Source organism: Spirosoma luteolum (genome assembly GCF_054778875.1).
In genome coordinates this window covers 60,613-78,814 of record NZ_BAAGZE010000022.1, presented here as the reverse complement: position 1 = coordinate 78,814, position 18,202 = coordinate 60,613, and the positions used below count along the sequence as shown (strand labels likewise).

General features: G+C 60.1%; 14 protein-coding genes and 2 tRNA genes. 10 read left to right on the top strand and 6 right to left on the bottom strand.

The genetic code is table 11. The features are described from left to right. Window positions 1–48: 48 nt before the first annotated feature. Window positions 49–121 (top strand) — tRNA-Lys (locus ACYVAC_RS19560). A gap of 44 nt (window positions 122–165) precedes the next feature. Here the strand turns inward: ACYVAC_RS19560 and ACYVAC_RS19555 are convergent. Next, the gene (locus ACYVAC_RS19555; protein ID WP_461099480.1) at window positions 166–582 is read right to left on the bottom strand and encodes a DUF3127 domain-containing protein; all 417 of its coding nucleotides are present in this window, start codon (window positions 580–582) and stop codon (window positions 166–168) included. A 151-nt stretch (window positions 583–733) separates the two neighbouring features. Here ACYVAC_RS19555 and ACYVAC_RS19550 point away from each other — a divergent pair. Then, window positions 734–815: transfer RNA gene (locus tag ACYVAC_RS19550), tRNA-Leu, on the top strand. Window positions 816–1,138: 323 nt separating this feature from the next. On the opposite strand, the gene ACYVAC_RS19545 is transcribed toward ACYVAC_RS19550, so the two are convergent. Then, window positions 1,139–2,236, bottom strand: a complete 1,098-nt coding sequence (locus tag ACYVAC_RS19545) for a catalase family protein (RefSeq protein ID WP_461099479.1) — start codon at window positions 2,234–2,236, stop codon at window positions 1,139–1,141. Between the two features lie 473 nt (window positions 2,237–2,709). Here ACYVAC_RS19545 and ACYVAC_RS19540 point away from each other — a divergent pair, with 473 nt between their 5' ends. The 3 genes from ACYVAC_RS19540 to ACYVAC_RS19530 all read left to right on the top strand — a co-directional run bounded on the left by ACYVAC_RS19540 (window position 2,710) and on the right by ACYVAC_RS19530 (window position 4,423). Next, complete coding sequence (locus tag ACYVAC_RS19540; protein ID WP_461099478.1) at window positions 2,710–3,099, top strand: hypothetical protein; 390 nt, start codon at window positions 2,710–2,712, stop codon at window positions 3,097–3,099. 149 nt (window positions 3,100–3,248) lie between these two features. Beyond that, window positions 3,249–3,719, top strand: coding sequence for a PWWP domain-containing protein (locus tag ACYVAC_RS19535; protein ID WP_461099477.1), 471 nt, complete (start codon window positions 3,249–3,251; stop codon window positions 3,717–3,719). 47 nt (window positions 3,720–3,766) lie between these two features. Then, window positions 3,767–4,423, top strand: coding sequence for a Dps family protein (locus ACYVAC_RS19530; RefSeq protein WP_461099476.1), 657 nt, complete (start codon window positions 3,767–3,769; stop codon window positions 4,421–4,423). Window positions 4,424–4,511: 88 nt separating this feature from the next. Here the strand turns inward: ACYVAC_RS19530 and ACYVAC_RS19525 are convergent, their stop codons facing one another. Further along, window positions 4,512–5,729, bottom strand: coding sequence for a DUF6371 domain-containing protein (locus ACYVAC_RS19525; RefSeq protein ID WP_461099475.1), 1,218 nt, complete (start codon window positions 5,727–5,729; stop codon window positions 4,512–4,514). 402 nt (window positions 5,730–6,131) lie between these two features. On the opposite strand from ACYVAC_RS19525, the gene ACYVAC_RS19520 reads away from it, so the two are divergent. Together ACYVAC_RS19520 and ACYVAC_RS19515 are read left to right on the top strand one after the other, a co-directional pair. After that, window positions 6,132–6,893, top strand: a complete 762-nt coding sequence (locus tag ACYVAC_RS19520) for an Ig-like domain-containing protein (protein WP_461099474.1) — start codon at window positions 6,132–6,134, stop codon at window positions 6,891–6,893. A gap of 405 nt (window positions 6,894–7,298) precedes the next feature. After that, window positions 7,299–8,285, top strand: coding sequence for an alpha-amylase family protein (locus ACYVAC_RS19515; protein WP_461099473.1), 987 nt, complete (start codon window positions 7,299–7,301; stop codon window positions 8,283–8,285). 114 nt (window positions 8,286–8,399) lie between these two features. Here the strand turns inward: ACYVAC_RS19515 and treF are convergent, their stop codons facing one another. Then, window positions 8,400–10,004, bottom strand: coding sequence for an alpha,alpha-trehalase TreF (gene treF, locus ACYVAC_RS19510; RefSeq protein ID WP_461099472.1), 1,605 nt, complete (start codon window positions 10,002–10,004; stop codon window positions 8,400–8,402). 99 nt (window positions 10,005–10,103) lie between these two features. Beyond that, on the bottom strand, window positions 10,104–13,457 hold the full coding sequence (gene treS / locus ACYVAC_RS19505) for a maltose alpha-D-glucosyltransferase (RefSeq protein ID WP_461099471.1): 3,354 nt from the start codon (window positions 13,455–13,457) through the stop codon (window positions 10,104–10,106). Between the two features lie 420 nt (window positions 13,458–13,877). On the opposite strand from treS, the gene ACYVAC_RS19500 reads away from it, so the two are divergent. From ACYVAC_RS19500 to ACYVAC_RS19490, 3 genes are all read left to right on the top strand, one after another. Then, a complete protein-coding gene (locus ACYVAC_RS19500) occupies window positions 13,878–15,605 on the top strand; it encodes a tetratricopeptide repeat protein (protein ID WP_461099470.1) in 1,728 nt (575 codons plus the stop codon). A 204-nt stretch (window positions 15,606–15,809) separates the two neighbouring features. Beyond that, window positions 15,810–16,538, top strand: a complete 729-nt coding sequence (locus ACYVAC_RS19495; protein WP_461099469.1) for a ZIP family metal transporter — start codon at window positions 15,810–15,812, stop codon at window positions 16,536–16,538. Between the two features lie 96 nt (window positions 16,539–16,634). Continuing rightward, a complete protein-coding gene (locus tag ACYVAC_RS19490; RefSeq protein ID WP_461099468.1) occupies window positions 16,635–17,036 on the top strand; it encodes a hypothetical protein in 402 nt (133 codons plus the stop codon). Window positions 17,037–17,041: 5 nt separating this feature from the next. Here the strand turns inward: ACYVAC_RS19490 and dinB are convergent, their stop codons facing one another. Further along, the gene (dinB, locus tag ACYVAC_RS19485) at window positions 17,042–18,154 is read right to left on the bottom strand and encodes a DNA polymerase IV (RefSeq protein WP_461099467.1); all 1,113 of its coding nucleotides are present in this window, start codon (window positions 18,152–18,154) and stop codon (window positions 17,042–17,044) included. Window positions 18,155–18,202 lie beyond the last annotated feature (48 nt).

Here is an 18,202-nt window from a genome sequence, read left to right as displayed (position 1 = left end):
CACCACAATTAAGGAAACGGGGTCGTTCATACGAACAACCGGTGCCTCGATCTGGTAGCTCAGCTGGTAGAGCAATACACTTTTAATGTATGGGTCCTGGGTTCGAATCCCAGCCGGATCACGAAAAAAAAGCCGCTTCACAGCGGCTTTTTTCGTTTGTCCGGATCAGAATGGGAGATCGTTGCTCTCTTCGTCGAAAGTGGTATTGAAGGGCGTACTGGCGGGCTGGGCCGGACGGGCCGCCTGCTGCTGGGGCTGACGGGCGGGTGCCGAGTAGCCACCACCGGCCGGTGCACCGCTTTCGCCTTCCGACTGCTCGATGCGGAACGCCCGCAGTTCGGTGTACCACCGTTCGTTGTACTCCCGCGACTCGGCGCTGAAGGTAGCTTTGATGGTATCGCCGGTTGCAAACTGTTTCAGGTCGTTTACTTTCTCGCCCCAGGCCGTAAAACAAACTTTTTTAGGGTAGGTTGGGTCGAGCGTTTCGAGTACGAAATCCTGCTTGCTCCAGGGACCTTTCTGACTCTGACCCGATACTTCGGGCAATACTTTTATGAGTTTACCAATGATTTCCAATGCCATAGGACTGGGTGATTTTGAATGCATTTAACTGTATAAAAGTACGAAATTCCGGCCAAAAGCGGGGGATATCCCGAAATTTTAAAAAAAGAAAAAGGCCTCCTGTTGCGTATAAACGGACAAATGGCTATGTTTGCACCCGCAATAAGGGATTGGCCACGTGGTGAAACTGGTAGACACGCCATCTTGAGGGGGTGGTGCTTCACGGCATGGGAGTTCGAGTCTCCCCGTGGTCACACAGAGTAGACAAGCCTTGTTACGAAAAAAGCCTGAATCGACACTGATTCAGGCTTTTTTCGTTTATCGCCGGTGGATCAACAACCGGATATTTCGGGATATACAACCGCTATTATTCGGCCTGTTATGTGACCCAAATTATGCACGGCATTTACTCGATGAAATGCTGTCGAGCCTCTGGTAGGACACCTTCAGAACCGACTAACAGTAGGCATAAGCCAGGTTCGAAAGGTCAATCTGGTTCAATAGCATACAGGCTTTCGCTACGCCGATCTGTCGCGGTTAGCCTACCGTTCAATCGACTAGCAGAAATCAGCATCGTTTACTTTACGTCGGCCGGATTATCGGTCTTGCCATATTTGTTGCGCCGGAATTCGGCCGAGGCTTTGTAGGCGGTGTGGCGCGCGCGCTGAACGGCACCCAGTGGCCGGTGCGCTGCCAGACCATGCCACGGGCTGAAATACATTTTGTCGTCGACAACGGCGGATTTCCCGTCGGTCCAGGCCGGTTGTGGGGCGATGGTCAGTTTAGCTACCGGCAGGTAAGGGCTTTCTTCCTGCGGCCATTCGACCGACGCATCTTCGACCGGCATTTTTTCGATGTCGGTTGACAGTTGTACGCCCAGTTCCCATTCGGCACCGTTGCTGGTGAAGTACCCCTGCAGCAACTGGCGCAGCGCGTTATCATCGCTGTCGACGTCGACAGGCTGATCCTTGAGCGCTTTCATGGTGGGCGTGACGGGTGTCAGGGAGAACTTGGCCATGTAGTCGCCGTACAGATAGGCGGCCTGCGAATAATAGGTGTCGCCCATGGGGTGAGTGGCGGGCTGGCCGCCCATACCGGGCATAACGCCCGCATCGGACCCGCCCAGTTCTTCGGCCACTTTGCCCACGGCCCGCAGTACCTTCGAAATGCCTTCTTTCAAACCCTCGGCTTTGTTGGTCAGGCTATCGAACCGTTTCAGGCCGTTCAGGAAGTCTTTAAGCTGCTGTGGAAAAACGGTACTGTTGTTAACCAGAATAAAATCCTGCGTGTTAGCCTCGTCAGTGTCGGACAGGCGTTCGCCCGCTACACCCGATACCTTGAACGAAATCCCACGGGGGGTCGACACGCTGTCGGGGAGCACATCGCCCGGTTGCGTAGAGATGCGGGCCACCACCGGATACGTGCCGGGTTTGGCAAACATGCCCTGTGCCAGATAAGGTGGCAGGTTATCGTACACCTGCAGCTCGCCCGTCAGCAGCGCATGGCTCTTGGCGTGCACACTCCGGATGGCGTGGCCTTCCGACTGATAGGTCTTCTGTTGAATCTCGGCCAGCGTGGCCAGAATCTCGCGGATGGTTTCGGCTTCGTCGGGTGCCGGCTGTTCGTAATCGGAATTGTACCGCAGGGGGGCAAGGTTCGCAGGGGGTTGTGTCATGGGTATATCGGGTAAATCTGATACAGTACTAAAGCCTGTCACCCGGCAATTGTTTTCGACTCTTAGGGAAAGGCACCTGGCCGGTCGGCAGTTAGCCACCGTCCCGGTACGTGACGCAGGCCGGACCGGAAACCGGCGGCTGCCCGCCCATCTGTGCCCGACGCTTATCCTCTGGCTTGCAGGCCTTAACGGCAGGACTACAGTACGGCATTCTTATGATGTACAGGAAGTACGTTGCTTCGCTCCGGCCTGGTCAGCCTCCCACAGCCCTCCCCCTCCGGTCAACCAGGCTTACGCGTGGATTTCTTACGTATACGTTTACTGCATCCGACTCCAACCTGCTGGTAAGTAAATACTGCAGCGGATTTGTTCGCAGACAGCTGTTTCTTGCCCCCTGACGCACTTTAACCCAATTTTAACCTACCTGACTTCCAGCCCAAAAACAATGCTTTTTACGCAGGGGTTGTATACGCATGAAATCGGTCATTGCCCTCTTACTGTCGTGCTGGCTGCTGGCCGGGAGCCTGCTTCCGGGCTTTGGCCTGGATCAGTCGACGCACTGGGGCGACCTGATGACACACTATCGGGAACACCGGCGGCAGATTCCCGACCTCAGCTTCGGATCGTTTCTGCTTATGCATTACGGGGCCGACTCTGACCATTTAAAGCATCCCAATCATCCTCACACCAAACTACCCGCCAGCAGTCACCTGCTGCCCGTGTATACGCCTGCTTTTCTTCGCCTGGCCCCTCCACTGATACTGGCATTCGGGCTATGGTTTGTTCGGGCCGTTTTCCTGCGTAAAGTTGATCTCTACGCCTTTGTTCCCGTTTTTGCCCTGATGAATCCGCCCCGAGCGTAGGTGTCGGGGTTTTTCCCGGACTCCTTGCCAAGGCTCCCGTCCGCGTGTGGTATACCTTACCTCGCCTGTCTCGCCTGTTTCCCTGCTGCCAGCGGTGGGCATGGCTCCCCATGCGCATCGGCACACACACCCTTTTCTTAGACGACCCCATGAATGACGCTCACTGGCATCTGCTGGTCAATCACATCCCTATCATCGGGGGGCTGCTGGCCACCCTCATACTGGGTTTTGGCCTGCTCCGGCGCAGCGCCCCCATCATTCAGCTGGCGCTTGGCCTGCTCGTTTGCATGAGCCTGGGCACCGTACTGACCAACCTGACGGGCGACGAGGCCGAGCACTACCTCCGCTCGATTCGGGCGCTCGACGAAGCGCGGTTCCACCAGCACGAAGATGCGTCGACGCTGGCCAGCATCGCCATGTACCTCACGGGCGTAGCGGCCCTGCTGGATCTGGTCTGGGCGCGGGCCCGCCGACTGCCCTGGCTACCAGCGGTTGTGTTTGCCCTGGCCCTCCTTACCAGTGGCCTGATGGCCAACGTGGGCCGACTGGGAGGGCTTATCATGCACAAAGAACTGCAGTCTGGTCAGCCCGTACCGGTTTCCCCGCGCCCTTCACACTGAATACCCTGTTTTTTTATAGATCAATCAATTTTTGCCAACTCAACGCTATGATTACCAATCGCAAATCCGTTCGACTGTACCTGGCTGGTGGTGCGCTTGCCCTGGTCGCCCTGACCCAGCCTGCCCTGGCTCAGAACCGCCGGAGCAGTACCCCTGCCACCCCGACCCCAACGAATCAGCAGCCTGCCCCCCAAACGGGACCATCCCAGCTGGGTAACTACCGCAACGAGCGCGCCGATGGGTGGATTCCGCTCGAAGCCGATAAACGCCAGGCCATCAATGCCGATCTGCAGGCCACGGTTGTCGAACTGCTGGAGCTATTCCACGATGCCAAACAATCGCACTGGAACGTGCGCGGGCCGCTGTACTTCCCACTGCACGAAGCCCTGCAGGAGTACGCCGACACCTACCGCGAGCAGGCCGACCTGTTTGCCGAGCGGCAGCTGCAGATTGGTCTGCCTGCCGATGGCCGTACCGAAACGATTGTCGCCACGGCCAACCTGCCCAAGTTTCCGGCTGGCCCGCTCACCGACCGGCAGGTGCTGGAGATCATGACCGAGCGTATCTACACGGTTGCCAAACGGGTGCGGCAGCGCATCGAGAGCACGGGCAAAAACGGCGATGAAGTTACTTCGAACAAGTTTCAGGATCTAAGCTACGTACTCGACAAGCAGGTGTGGCAGTTCCGCGTGCATATGCAGTAGAAGGTCGGCACGGCACCGCCTGCCAGTTACCAGAAAAGCGGCCCTGTACTGATACAGGGCCGCTTTTCTATGTTTTACAGGGGCCTGGTCAGGTCGTGACCATCTTCTCGCTGGGAAAGGTTTCGTGCTGTTCGAGCAGGTAATCGGCCAGATCGTAGCCGGCCAGCTTCTGGGCGTCGGTAGCCCGATTTTCCAGAAACTCCGACACCGTTACGTTGAGGCCCTGCTGCTGCAGGCTGGTGGCAATACGGCTCCAGCGCGCAAACGCACTTCCGTCTTTCGACAGATCGGGAAACAGCACCACGTTGCGGTCTTTGAGGGGAGCCAGCCGGTCGGCGTTCAGATACGACAGCGCCCCCACCGCCAGCCAGATAAAGCCCCGGAAATAGGGCGTGCAGACCAGCGCCGTTTTGGGCGCTTCGACCACGGCAATCGGCTGGTCGGGCGTGGCCAGTGCCAGTTGGGGCAACCCAAACAGGCAGGGCGCTTTCTGCACATCGTTGCGCTCATCGAGATAGGCCGTCAGCCAGTCGGGGTAAGGCTGCTGCTGGTCGTCGTAACGCCGGGCCACGGCGGTATGCACCCAGCTCGTTTTCGACCGCTTTTCGCCAAAGCCATCCACGTATTTGGCTGTATGGAAATCATCGTCGAAGAGTTTGATCTGCCCCCCTCGTTTGCGGCCCTGCTCGTCGATATACCAGAATACGCAGGCGCCCGGCCAGAAGGCCGACGTGCCGATCTGAAAGCGCGCGAGCAGTTCATCGGCAATGGCTGCGCCGAAGTGCCGGCGCAGCAGCAGGGCCAGCTGATTGCGGTCGTAATGCCCGAGCGACGGCAGAAATACCTCGTCGGGAATGGCAAAGACGGGGCCGTCGGCCGGCGGTACCATCCCCACCGGCATCGATGCCGGGCTATGCCGCGCAAACACATAGTCGGTCACGATTTCGGCCTGTTCGTAGGTGGCCCCCTCCTGTCGGCACAGCGTAGCGGCCACATCGGCAGCCAGCAGTCCGCGCCGGGCCAGCTTTCCGGCCGTGCTGAACCACTCTCTGGGCAGCTGGTCGTAACCCGTGCGCGGCTTGATCTCTTCGGCGTAGCTGAGGCCTGAGGGGCCTTTGTGGTAAGGACTGAGGTGGTAGCCGCAGTTACTCTCGCGGTCGCAACGGCCGTAGATCTCGGGCAACAGCTCGCCCGTGCGGAGGTCGATATAGCGGCTCAGCGTGCGCCGTCGTCGGGGACCGCAGGCGGGACAGTCGCCTTTGATTGCCTTGCGGGGCAGGCCATACCGGTAGGTGCCGGACTGCATAAAGACTGGTTTTTCAGTAACGTCACCCCAAGCTACGCATTCTGGCCGACTCCATGGCGATCGGCCCGCGGGTTTGCCCGCTCTGCCCCCTACCGTCTGATAAATTCAACCCTTTTTACGGTCGTAGCCGCTTCTAGTGATATCCTGAACCCCGGCTCCTACCTCCATGCGTCGACTTTACCCTACGATCGGCAGGCCGATAGCGCACCCGCGCGACCCAGGGGGTTTGCCCTGCCCGCAGGCCCGGCCCGGTGCCGCAGCCTGGCGTCTCTATCACCCCGGTATTTATACCCGGAAGGTCGTCCGAGCCGTTCGACCGCCCCTGACCGGGGCCTCTTGACAGCGTGTTCCGGGGGCTTATCTTGGCTTTAAATCATCTATCCAAACAAAGCCCTCTGTTGCATGAAACCCTTCCTCTACGCCACAACCGTTGCGCTGCTCCTCTCGGGCTGCGCCAAAACAGACGAGCCCGAGCCCGCTATCACTATCGATCAGTCGACGGTTTCGCTACACTACGACCAGGCTCAGTCCTTTACACTGCGTCGGGGCAGCAGCACGGTCGACCCGGCCAGCCTGACCTGGAGCAGCAGCGATACACTGATCGGCACCGTCAGCAAGCAGGGTATTTTCAAGGCCAAACGCGTGGGCAAAACGACCGTTACGGGTCGCCCGGCCGACAACGGATCGAGCGTTACGAGTGAGATCACGGTAACGCCCTACAGCACCGCCTATACCGAACCGGTTGTTACGTTTCAGGTATCGAAGGCAACAGTCAAAGGCAAAGAAACCCGCACCCTGCTCAACGAAACCACCGACGGACTGTTTTTTGGGGGCGAACGCCCCACGGTAGCGGGCGTAACCTATCAGTTTAACGCGGGCCAGTACGCAGCTTCGGGGGTATCGCTGCAACCCACCCAGGCGGTGGCAACCGATGTGGCGTTGTTTCTGAAAGAGCGCTATACGTATCTGGGCACCGATGAGGACATTTATGTCTTTGCCGACGAGCGGGGCCTGCTAATAGGGCTGACGGCTTCCGACCAGGCTGGGTTGCTGGTTCTGTACCTGCCCGAACCCACGGGCGGCCGCCGTCCCGCCGGAGCCAGCGCGGCCCGCGTGGCTGCCATGAAAGCCCTCTTGGCACACAGTCAGGCCTGGCCCCGGTAAGCGGAAGCCGGTGGGTGCCGGCACGAACCCTTCTGGACATGCATTTGATTTGGGTACAGACGCAGCAATCGGGTCTATCACCCACCTGTGTCTGTGTCTCTGCTGCTTTATCAGCGCACCAGTTCAGTTCCGGCCGGGCTAACCCTGGCAAGCAGCAACCCGGCGAGCGCAGGCACATGATCAGACGGGTTTCAGGGTGTTGCCAGCCAGCATCTGCCTTCTTCGACCTGGCTGACTACCAAGCCCCTAATGAATTTCTAAGGATTTGTTAAAGCCATTTTAAGACGCTGCTTGTTCCTTGTAAACAGGAGATCACCAGCTGACCTGGTGCGGCCAGACCATGACAAACCGGAGCTGTCGGGGTCCCGTCTATCCGTCGGCGTCACTGGTCTAACCAATCTACGTATGCAACCCTCGTACCCGATCAACCACCGCGCGTTTGGCGTTCGCTTCTCAAGCGATCATACCGCTACTGTAAGCTATTGGTATCCACAGGCCCGGTCGGTAACGCTGGCGGTAACCGGCTCCGGCCAGTCGCTGCCCCTGAGCCGCCAGGCCGATGGCTACTGGCAGCTGCAAACCGAGGCCCTGCACCCTGGCGATACGTATGCGTTCTGCATCGACGGGGCCCTAACGCTGACTGATCCGGCCGCCCTGCTTCTGTGCAACGGACAGGCGCAGGCGGTCGACACGGCGGCTTACTACTGGGAAGATCAGAGCTGGATCAACCCGCCCTTTGCCGATTACCATCTCACCGAACTAGCCATTGGCACGCTCACCGAAGCAGGCACGTTCGATGCGGCCACCCACGAGATCCACGCCCTGCGCGAGGCCGGTGTCACGGCGGTGCAACTGGGCGTTCTTGCTGAAAATGCCGACCTGCCCTACGCCGTTCCGGCTGCGCTGGGTGGGCCCCGCCAGTGTCAGCATTTCGTAAACAGCTGCCATTTCAACGGAATGGCGGTACTCGTCGATTTGCCCTTCGCCGACCTGTCGACGCTAACCAGTCGGACCGGGGCTGGCCTGGGCACGCTGCTCGATGCCTGTGTCGACGTAGCATTGATGTGGTTTCGCGATTTTCACGTCGATGGGCTGCGGGTAACCGGCTTGCAGGCATGGCCGGGTGGGCCGGCCATGCTGGCGGCTCTGCGGCAGGCCGCCAACGCGCTTAGTGCCCAGACTGGCCGTCAGTATTACCTGCTGGTCGACTGTTTGCCCACCGACGAGGCTGCCCGCAGTCCGCACGTTGCCAACTACCCCTGTCCGCCCGATCAGGTACTGGCCGGCCACGATACGACCGGTGCCGAAACCAGCAGTGTGTATCAGCGGCAGTATCTCTACGATCAGCAGTTTGCCGGTGCGCTGACCGATTTATTTGGCCATCAGATCTAGTACAGCCGGGCTGATTTCTGCCATACAAATCAGGTCAGTGGTATAGGATACGGGCCGGTCAGGTCGTGAGCGTTGCTTCCCCGACCCTGCCGGAACATGCCCCCGTAAACCGCCCTATTTCTCGGTTAACAGCCGCAGCAATACCCCATTGGTCCAGCCGAAACCATCCTGGTTGGGGTACTCGCCCCCGCGGGCAGCCGCCGTGTTCACCACGTCGTATTTCTCCACCATCTTGCCGGTTGCCTTATAGACCCGCAGGTTCTCGGCTACCCAGCGTTTCTTGATCAGATTAGCCAGGGGCAGCTGTTTGTAGTTGCGTAAGCCGCTGATGGCTACCCATTGCAACGGTGCCCAGCCGTTGGGGGCGTCCCACTGTTCGCCCGTCCGAACCAGCGTGGTGCTAAGCCCACCCGGCTTCAGAAACGACGCTTCGAGTTTGCGCGCTACAGCCATAGCCTGCTGACTGGTGGCGAAACGCACGAATAACGGAAAAGCACCCGCCAGCGAATAAACCGTCGACGGTTTGCGGGCCACAAAATCATAATCGAAAAAGAACTGCCGCTTCGGCTGCCAGCAGTAGGTCTGGATAGCGGCCCGACGCTGCTGCGCCAGCGTGGCATACTGCTGCGCTTTACCTTTGTTTCCCTTCAGCTGGTAGGCATCGGCCAGCGTCTGCTCCAGATTGACCAGCAGCGCATTCAGATCGACCGGAATAAAATCGGTCGTGTGAATGGTCGACAGGTTTTTGCCATCGCGCAGCCAGCGGCTGCTGTAGTCCCAGCCCGATTCGGCACCGGCCCGCAGATGGCGGTACACCACGTTGCGGTCGCGGGCCCGGCGGGCCGTCTGCATATCTTCGCGGTACGATTCGGGACGGGGGGTCTGTTTGTCGTCGTAATAGCGGTTTAGGTACACGCCCTCGGCCAGCCGCACCACCCGGCGGTAGGCGGGCTGCTGCGCCGTCAGGGTAGCTTTGCCGTCCATCCAGAAGGCGTATTCGGCCTCCAGCTGCGGCAGGTAGCGGATCAGCACCCGGCGCCCCTGCACTTCCGACAGCAGATTGACCATGAACGAGAAAAACGGTGGCTGCGACCGGCCCAGAAAGTAGGTTCGATTGCCGTTGGGAATAAAGCCGAACGTATCGATGAGCCAGGCGAAATTATCGATCATGTTGCGAATCTGGGTCGTCTGCCCCGACGCCTGCAGGCCCAGCATGGTAAAGTAGCTGTCCCAGTAGTAAATCTCACCAAAACGCCCCCCGGGCACGACGTACGATTTGGGCAGCGGAATGAGCGAACCGGTTGTTTCGCCGGGTTTCGTTTTGGGGGCGGCCGGCCGGGTCAGCACCGGCCACAGATCGACCAGGTGCTGCTGTGCCGACTGACCGGGCTTGCTCACGTAGCCCGATGCAGGCTTTATGGGTAACGTAAAATACTGATCGACAAACGCTTTCAGGTTGAAGTCGGACCGCTGCCGGGCCTGCTCGTACTGACTCATGATGGTGGCCACCGGCTGTTTGGGCGTGCAGTCGGCGAAGGTCTTTGAGTCCGAAAAAACGCGGTTGAGCTGTACGGCTTCGAAGAGGGGCCCAAATAGTTCATCGGGCCCGGCGGGCTGGGCCGTGGCCGGACGGGCTTTAGTGGCCGGCTGCTGGGCCTGAACCGTTGCGCAGGAAAAGCTACCCAGTACGAGCAGCACAGTATACAGAATGGCAGGCATAGGATCGGTACGGTGACTAAGAAGGAAACACGGTAAGATACACACAAAAGCGGTGGTGTTACCCGGGCCAGCGCATCGGGCAACACCACCGCCCGGCCCTTACACGGCAGGCTGCCGAAGAGGCTGCTCCAGCACCCGTTCGATCAGCTGAACGGCCACCCGAAGCCGGTCGGGCTGCTGCTGCAAATCCTGCTTCAGATCGAGCAGCCCTTTTTCCAGCAGAAACGTGTCGAGCAGCTGTTGCCGGTCGGCCAGATCGGCCGGGATCAGCGCGCTGTGCTGCACGGTTTCGAGGTAGGCCGCCACAAAAAACCCACTCATATAACCGGCCCAGATCGGCGCAAAGGCCATAAGCTCGCCGGCATTGCTGTGACTGACCTGATCGCTTCCGGCAAAACCCGCATCGGCAATCTGGTAAAACGACCGGATCAGCGTAGCCACGTCGCGCAGGGCCGATCGTTTCAGCCGGCGTTCGCTGTAACTCCGCGCCGGGTCGCCCCCGAAATCGCGAATGGCCAGGTCGGTACCCGTCAGCAGAACTTTCTCCAGCTGCAAATCGCCGTGAATTCTGATTTTAAGTGCATCGATCTTGTGGTGGTAGATGCGCCGGAGCGACTCGTTGATGGGCGCGCGCTGGCTGAGCAGGCGATCGGCAAGGGCCTGCTCCGGACCGGGCAGCACGGCCTGTTCGATCGACTGGTAGGCCTCGCGCACGAGCGACTGCAGACCGGCAAACAGTGAGCGCTGGTAATGCAGCGAGAACGCTTCGGGCGCCAGATCGGACGGGGTCTGGCTGGACGACAGCGCCAGGTGCATCGCGCCCACCCGAACCCCCAGTTCGCGGGCCAGTTCGGCCGCCCGGCGCCCCAGCAACTCCTGCGTTTCGGCACTCAGCGCATCGAACAGCACGGGTTCGGCCAGGGTGCCCCGGGGGCTGGCCAGAATCCGGTCGAGCTGGGTGCGGTCGCGGGCCAGGATGCGCTCAATCAGATTCGATACCCGTTCGAGCATGTACTGACGGGCATTGCCCTGTTGACCGATCATGGCTTCGACAACGCCCAGCAACACCAGTCCGCCCGCCGACCGCATACTCACCGTTGCCAGGTGGGCCGGTACGTGCGTGAACCGGGCCGTATCGGTAAGAAAGCGGGTCAGCTCGGCATCGGGGTTGATGATAAGATCGACCTTACGGTATAGTTTCAACTGAACGTGATTGCCGTAGCGAATGGCCACGTAGTCGGCACAGTCGTGGGCCAGCCTGGGTTTGAGCCCGGCCGAGAACGGTTCGGCATCGGCGAGGGTGGGCCGGCGCTGAAACAGCAGTTCATTGTCGGCGCGGGTTGTGGCCGCGCCCAGCTCATGCTGGCGGCTGAACCCCTGAACAAGGGCTTCCTGCAGCGCGGGCACATACACCCCATTGCCCAACATACGGGTGCCGCCGGGGGTATGCAGGGTAGCCAGCAGCGCCTGCGGGCAGGTGTTGCTCAGCCGGGCGGCTTCGGCCTCGTCGACCAGCACCAGCGGCAGCTGAAACGTATCGGGCAGGCCGCGTTCGTAGGTCACTTCCAGCAGCAGCACGTAGGCCCCACCCGACGCCAGCGGCACCCGCGCCTGACTTATCACGTACACATCGCGCAGGGCGTGCCGGCGCTCGCCCATCCAGTCGGCCCGGAGCAGGTAATCGGGCAGGACCACCGTTTCGAGTACCGTGCGATTGCCATTGGTGAGCAGGTTGTCCCAGTCGTCGAGCTGGAAGGCCGGCAGCAGCGCCGTATCGGCCCGATCGGCCCCTACTTTTTCCAGCTGAAACCACTGGTAATCGTGGGGGGCCAGCGTAAAGAAGTACGACTCACTTTCGCCCACCACCGGAAACGGGTTTTTACTGAACAGCTCGGTAGGTACGTAGCCTTTGTAGCCGGGCAGTCCGATTTCGGCGGGCTGGGCGTATTTAGACAGGTTGACCACGATCAGCAGCGTCTCGTTCTGAAACGAGCGCGTAAAGGCCAGCACCTTGGGGTTTTCGACGGGCAGAAACTGCACGTCGCCCCGCCCGAAAGCCGGGTGCTTCCGCCGGACACTGATCATGCGTTTCATGAACCAGAACAGCGACGACGTATTCTGCCGCTGGGTTTCGACGTTTACCGACTCGTAGTGGTACTCGGGGTCGAGTATCGTGGGCAGGTAAAGCTTCTGCGGGTTGGCCGACGAGAAACCGGCGTTGCGATCGGGCGACCACTGCATGGGCGTACGCACGCCATCCCGGTCGCCCAGATACACGTTGTCGCCCATGCCGATCTCATCGCCATAGTAGATAACGGGAGTGCCGGGCAGCGAAAACAGCAGGCTGTTGAGCAGCTCGATACGCTTGCGGTTGTTGGCCATAAGGGGCGCCAGCCGGTGCCGGATACCCAGGTTGATCCGGGCTTTCGGGTCTTTGGCGTATGTCTTGTACATATAGTCGCGCTCCTCATCGGTCACCATTTCCAGCGTCAGCTCGTCGTGGTTGCGCAGGAAAATGGCCCACTGGCAGCTGTCCGGAATGGCCGGCGTCTGATCGAAGATATCGGTAATGGGATACCGGTCTTCCATTTGCAGCGCCATAAACATGCGGGGCATGACCGGAAAATGGTAGTTCATGTGGCACTCGTCGCCCGCGCCGAAATACGAGGCCGACTCTTCGGGCCACATATTGGCCTCGGCCAGAAAAACCACGCCCGGGTGGTGCTGGTCGATGTGCGCGCGGAGCTTTTTCAGAAACGCGTGGGTTTCGGGCAGGTTCTCACCGTTGGTACCCTCGCGCTCGAACAGATACGGAATGGCGTCGAGCCGAAACCCGTCGACGCCCAGTTCACACCAGTAGTCGATCATGCGGAACACTTCCTGCTGCACCAGTGGGTTGTCGAAATTGAGGTCGGGCTGGTGGTGGAAAAACCGGTGCCAGTAGTACTGCTGGGCTTCGTGATCCCAGGTCCAGTTAGACGTTTCGTAATCCTGAAAAATAATCCGCACGTCGCGGTACTGGGTCGGGTCGTCGGTCCATACGTAGTAATCGCGTTCGGGCGATCCTTTCGGGGCCGAGCGCGCCCGCACAAACCACGGATGCTGATCGGACGTGTGGTTGATGACGAGTTCGGTAATGACCCGCAGGCCGCGCCGGTGGGCCTCTTCCAGCAGCGTGCTGAACTGCTGAATGGTACCGTAGGCGGGGTTGATGCTGTAATAATCGGCAATGTCGTAGCCATCGTCGCGCAGGGGCGACGGATAGAACGGCAGCAGCCAGATGGCCGTAATGCCCAGTTCCTGCAGGTAGTCGAGCTTTTCGAGCAGCCCCGTAAAGTCGCCAACGCCATCGCCATCGCCATCGCGAAAGGCTTTGATGTGGAGTTCATAAATGATGGCGTCTTTATACCAGTAGCTATTGGGTGGCAGGGCCGCATCGTTCTGAGTCGTCATACGTATTAGCTGGTTAAGGGTTCCGGCGGCCAGACCCGGTTGGGCCGGCACCCGGTACCTGCGTTGAATCGTGCAACAACCGGCTGCACCGTGAGAATCTGCTTATAACCAGCTTAGAATCTGCTTAGAATCGTGTCTGGCCGGCCGATGCCCACGTATGGTTAACGCGCTGCGTGGGGTCTGGTTTATTTTATCGGGCCGTCAGGCGCCCCGCTCCCCTCCTCTCTGCCGCCCTGTCTCCGGCGGGCGAGCTACCCCGGCTACGCTGGTACCGACGGGAAACCCCACCCGCACTTTTGTACTATTCTAAGTGAATTCTAATAATTTTCTAAGCCAACTCTTAACCGTGCAGGCCACCTTGCAGGCATGTTCCCGGCGCTTCGGCTCCGGGCACCCAACATTGACCATAAACTCTTCGCTATGAAAACGACCCGTTTGTTTCTAGTACCGGCCCTGCTGGGCGGAATGCTGGTGTCCGGCCCGGCGCTGGCACAGTCTCCGGCGCCCGACGCCACCACGCTCATGAATATGGGCCGGTTTGCCGAAGCTACCACCCTGCTCCGCAAAGCCGTCGAGGCCGAGCCATCCATGCAGCACACCTTCGATCTTGGCTATGGCTACCTGCGTGCCGGCCAGCCCGATTCGGCCCGCATCTGGTTTGAAAAAGGCACCGGCCTGGATGAAAAGCGAGTACCCCTCAATCAGACCGGCCTGGCCATCGCCACCCTTCTTACCCGTGGGGTCAGCGCGGCCGAGCCGCTGCTGGCCGAGGTTGTCAGCCGGAGCAAAGGCAAAAACGCCGATATTCTCTACCGCATTGGCGAAGCCTACACCGGCTACCTGACACCCGATAGTGGCTCCATTAAACCCCGCTTCCCCAAGGCCGTGGATGCGGCCAAAGCCATCGACTTTCTGAACCGGGCCACCGAGCGCGACAAGAAAAATCCGGCTATTCAGCTTGCCCTCGGGGATGCGCACTACCTCAATAAAGACGCCGGTACGGCTGTATCGCGCTACGAAAGCGCCATCGAACTGGGCATGAACCCATCGCGGGTGTACCAGCGGATCGGCGACATTTACTGGCAGGGCCGCAACCTGAACCTGGCGGTCGAGAACTACAAAAAAGCTATCGATGCCAACCCCGCCTATGCCCCCGCCTACCGGCAACTGGCCGAGCTGTACTACCTCGTCAACCGCTACAAGGATGCCGCCAGCTATACCGACCAGTACATTCGGGTTGCCAATGATAACCGGCCCGAGATGCTGCTTCGGTCGGCTCAGTTTCATTTTCTGGCCAAAGACTACCAGCGGGCCGTCGACATCATCGACAGCAACCGCACCGCGCTGGCGCAGAACCCGATTGTGTATCGCATCGAAGGCTGGGCCTACTCGTCGCTCAAGCAGCCCAAACAGGCTATCGAACGCATCGAAACGTTTATCGATAAAGCTCCGCAGAAGGTGATGTACGACGACTACAAGTACCTGGGACAGGCGTATCTGGGCATCGAAAACCCGGGCTCCGATTCGCTCAAAGCCATCAGCGACTCCGTTGGTATTGCCTACCTGCAGAAAGCGGCCCCCTTCGATACGACCGACAACCTGTATAGCGACATTGCCCGATACTACTACCGCACCAAACAGCATCCGCAGGCCGTGGCTACCCTCGACTCAGCCGCCAGTCATGGTTTCAAGGCCGATGTGCAGGATCTGTTTCGCTACGGTATGAGCAACTATACGCTGGGCTTCGGACGCGACAGTCTGGGCAAACTCGTGCGCGATACCGCCCGCTTTGCCCTGGCCGACTCAGCCCTGGCCCTGGCCCAGACCGGTTCGCCCGATTACGCGCCCACCGTGCTTTACCGGGCCAAAGCCAACTACTACGCCTACACCCCCGAGGCAGCCGTTCGGAATGGCAAGGCCCGGCCTTTCTTCGAGCAGTTCATCAACATGGTTGCCGACAAGGACGAAGAGCGGAAGCGCTACCAGAAAGATCTGATTCTGGCGTTCAAATACCTGATTTCGTACAACGAACTGGTTACCAACGATGCAGCGGCCCGCAAAGCCTGGCTCGACAAGGGCACGGCGCTGTTTCCCAACAATAAGGACCTGGCCAAAATAGCCGATTCGGCCGACGAGCAGGGCGACTAACCCCGCTTACGCCATCGTACCACAGCCCCCGGCTGACCCGCTTCGGGTTGGTCGGGGGCTGTGGCGTCGTACGCCGGAGGAGCCGGGCCCGAACCGTTTTCAAACAATTAGCCCCCGTCCTGCTTTGACCTCATACCAGGCAGGGGGCGGGGTTGCCGGAACGCGCGTGCCCGTACGCCCCCGGTTGTTTTTCTCAGAATCGTTATGGCTGCTGCTTACTGGCAAATTCTTGGTTTTGCGCCGCTGCCTGCCCTCGCCCTCGGCGCAGGGGGGCTGATCGCGTCTTATGTTCAACTGACCGTCAAGCTCCAGAGTGCCGTGCTGCACTTTGCCGCCGGCGTTATTTTCTCGGTGGTCGCGGTCGAGATTCTGCCCCACATCATTACGTTGCATAACCCCGCCATCACGGTAGCGGGCTTCGGGGCGGGTATCGGTCTGATGCTGCTGATCCGGCGCTTTACCGAAAAAACCGAAACACCGGCCGATGGCGAACGCGCCGTTGTGCCGGTAGCCCTGCTGGTGGTGCTGGGCATCGACGTCGTCATCGACGGGCTGCTGCTCGGCATCGGCTTTGCCGCCGGCGCGCAGGAGGGCAAACTGCTGGCCTACGCCCTGGCCATCGAAAGCGTGTCGGTCGGGCTGGCCACAGCCACTACACTCACCAAAAACAACCTGTCCCGGGCCCGCGTCCTGCGCGTCATTCTGGGGCTGGTCGGGCTTTTTCTCGTCAGCAGCGTGCTCGGCGCTACCCTGTTGCAGAACCTGCCCGAAACCCAGATGGATGTGGTGCTGTCGTTCGGGCTGGCCGCGCTGCTGTTTCTGGTGACGGAAGAACTGCTGACCGAAGCCCACATTGCCGAAGAACCCGCCTGGCTGACGGGGACTTTTTACGCGGGTTTTCTGCTGTTTTTACTCCTCGGTATGGTTGACTGACCCAGCCCCCGCCAGCCGTTGTATCGGTTCTGGTGGCCGATTGCCCGCTTGTCTGTAAACTTGCAGCCTGTTGCTCAACCCAAACCCTTTTTACCGATGCATTTCGTTCGTTTCGTGCCCTTCCTGCTGCTCCTGCTAACGCAAACCCTCTGCGCCCAGACGCCCTCTGCCGTCGAAAAGGAGAAATTCGTGTTTCTCAACAACGGCACCACCATCGGCATGATCGTGAAAGCGGTGCTGAAAGCCGATCAGAAGAACCTGGCACTTACCGAACAGCAGGTGCCCAAAGCCCGTCAGGTCATTACCAATGCAACCGTCGCCTATAATGAGGGCGTGAAGCTGCTTAAGAAAAGCGGCATGACCAAACAGAAACTCCGGGCACTGGCCCTCACCGTGGAGGCCGACAAGGTGCACAACTACAAGCCCCTGCTCACGCCCGAACAGTACACCAAACTGGTGGCGCAGCACAAGAAAATCTACCCCGAGATCAAGCTCTAGGGCCGCTACGTCGACGCGGGGCCCCACTCCAGCCGCAGCTGCTGGCCCGCCGGCTCCTCGGGCGATACCAGTCCGGAAAGCGATACGCCCAGCAGCCGTACCCCTTTGGGCAGTGGCAGCAGCGCCAGCAAAAGCTCCTGCGCCACGCGCCCCAACCCTGCAGCGTCGGCCACGGGCAGGGGCACCGTGCGGCTGCGCGTAATCTGCTGAAAATCGGCGTATTTCACCTTGATCGTTACCGTTCGACCCCTCACCCCGGTTCGGGCGCAGTAAGCCCACACGTCGTCGACCTGGGTCTGCAGCCCCGCCAGCAGCTCATCGGTTTCGTGCAGGTCGTCGGGGAAGGTGTTTTCGGAACCAACCGACTTACGGACGCGGTTGGCCGTGACGGGGCGCTCATCGATGGCGCGGGCAATGTGGTAGTAGTGGCGCCCCACCTTGCCGAAATGCCGGCACAGAAAGGCTTCGGTCTGCTGCCGCAGATCGAGGCCGGTCACGATACCCAGCTGATTCATTTTTTCGGCCGTGACGCGGCCAATGCCGTGGAAGCGCCCCACCGGCAGCGCGGCCACAAAGGCGAGCCCCTGGGCGGGTTTCACCACAAACAGCCCGTCGGGTTTGCGGGCGTCGGACGCCAGCTTGGCCAGAAACTTGTTGTACGACACCCCGGCCGATGCCGTCAGCCCGGTTTCGGCCCGAATCTGCGCCCGGATGGCCTCGGCAATGGCCGTCGCCGAACTGCCCGGCGGGATGCGGTCGGTTACGTCGAGGTAGGCTTCATCGAGCGACAGGGGTTCGATCAGTTCGGTGTACTGCTCGAAAATGGCCCGGATCTGGGCCGACACCGCTTTGTAGACGTCGAAGCGGGGCTTCACAAAAATAAGCTCCGGGCACTGGCGGGCCGCCGTTACCGACGACATGGCCGAGCGCACCCCGAACCGCCGGGCTTCGTAGCTGGCCGCGGCCACCACGCCCCGCTGCCGCGACCCGCCCACCGCCACGGGTTTTCCCCGCAGATCGGGATTGTCGCGTTGCTCCACCGACGCGTAGAACGCATCCATGTCGATATGGATAATCTTCCGGACCAGTGCCGGCCGGGCAGCGTCGTCGTTTAACATACAGTTGCAACCTGTATAGCAAAAGTACAACATAAACCGCGGACTACC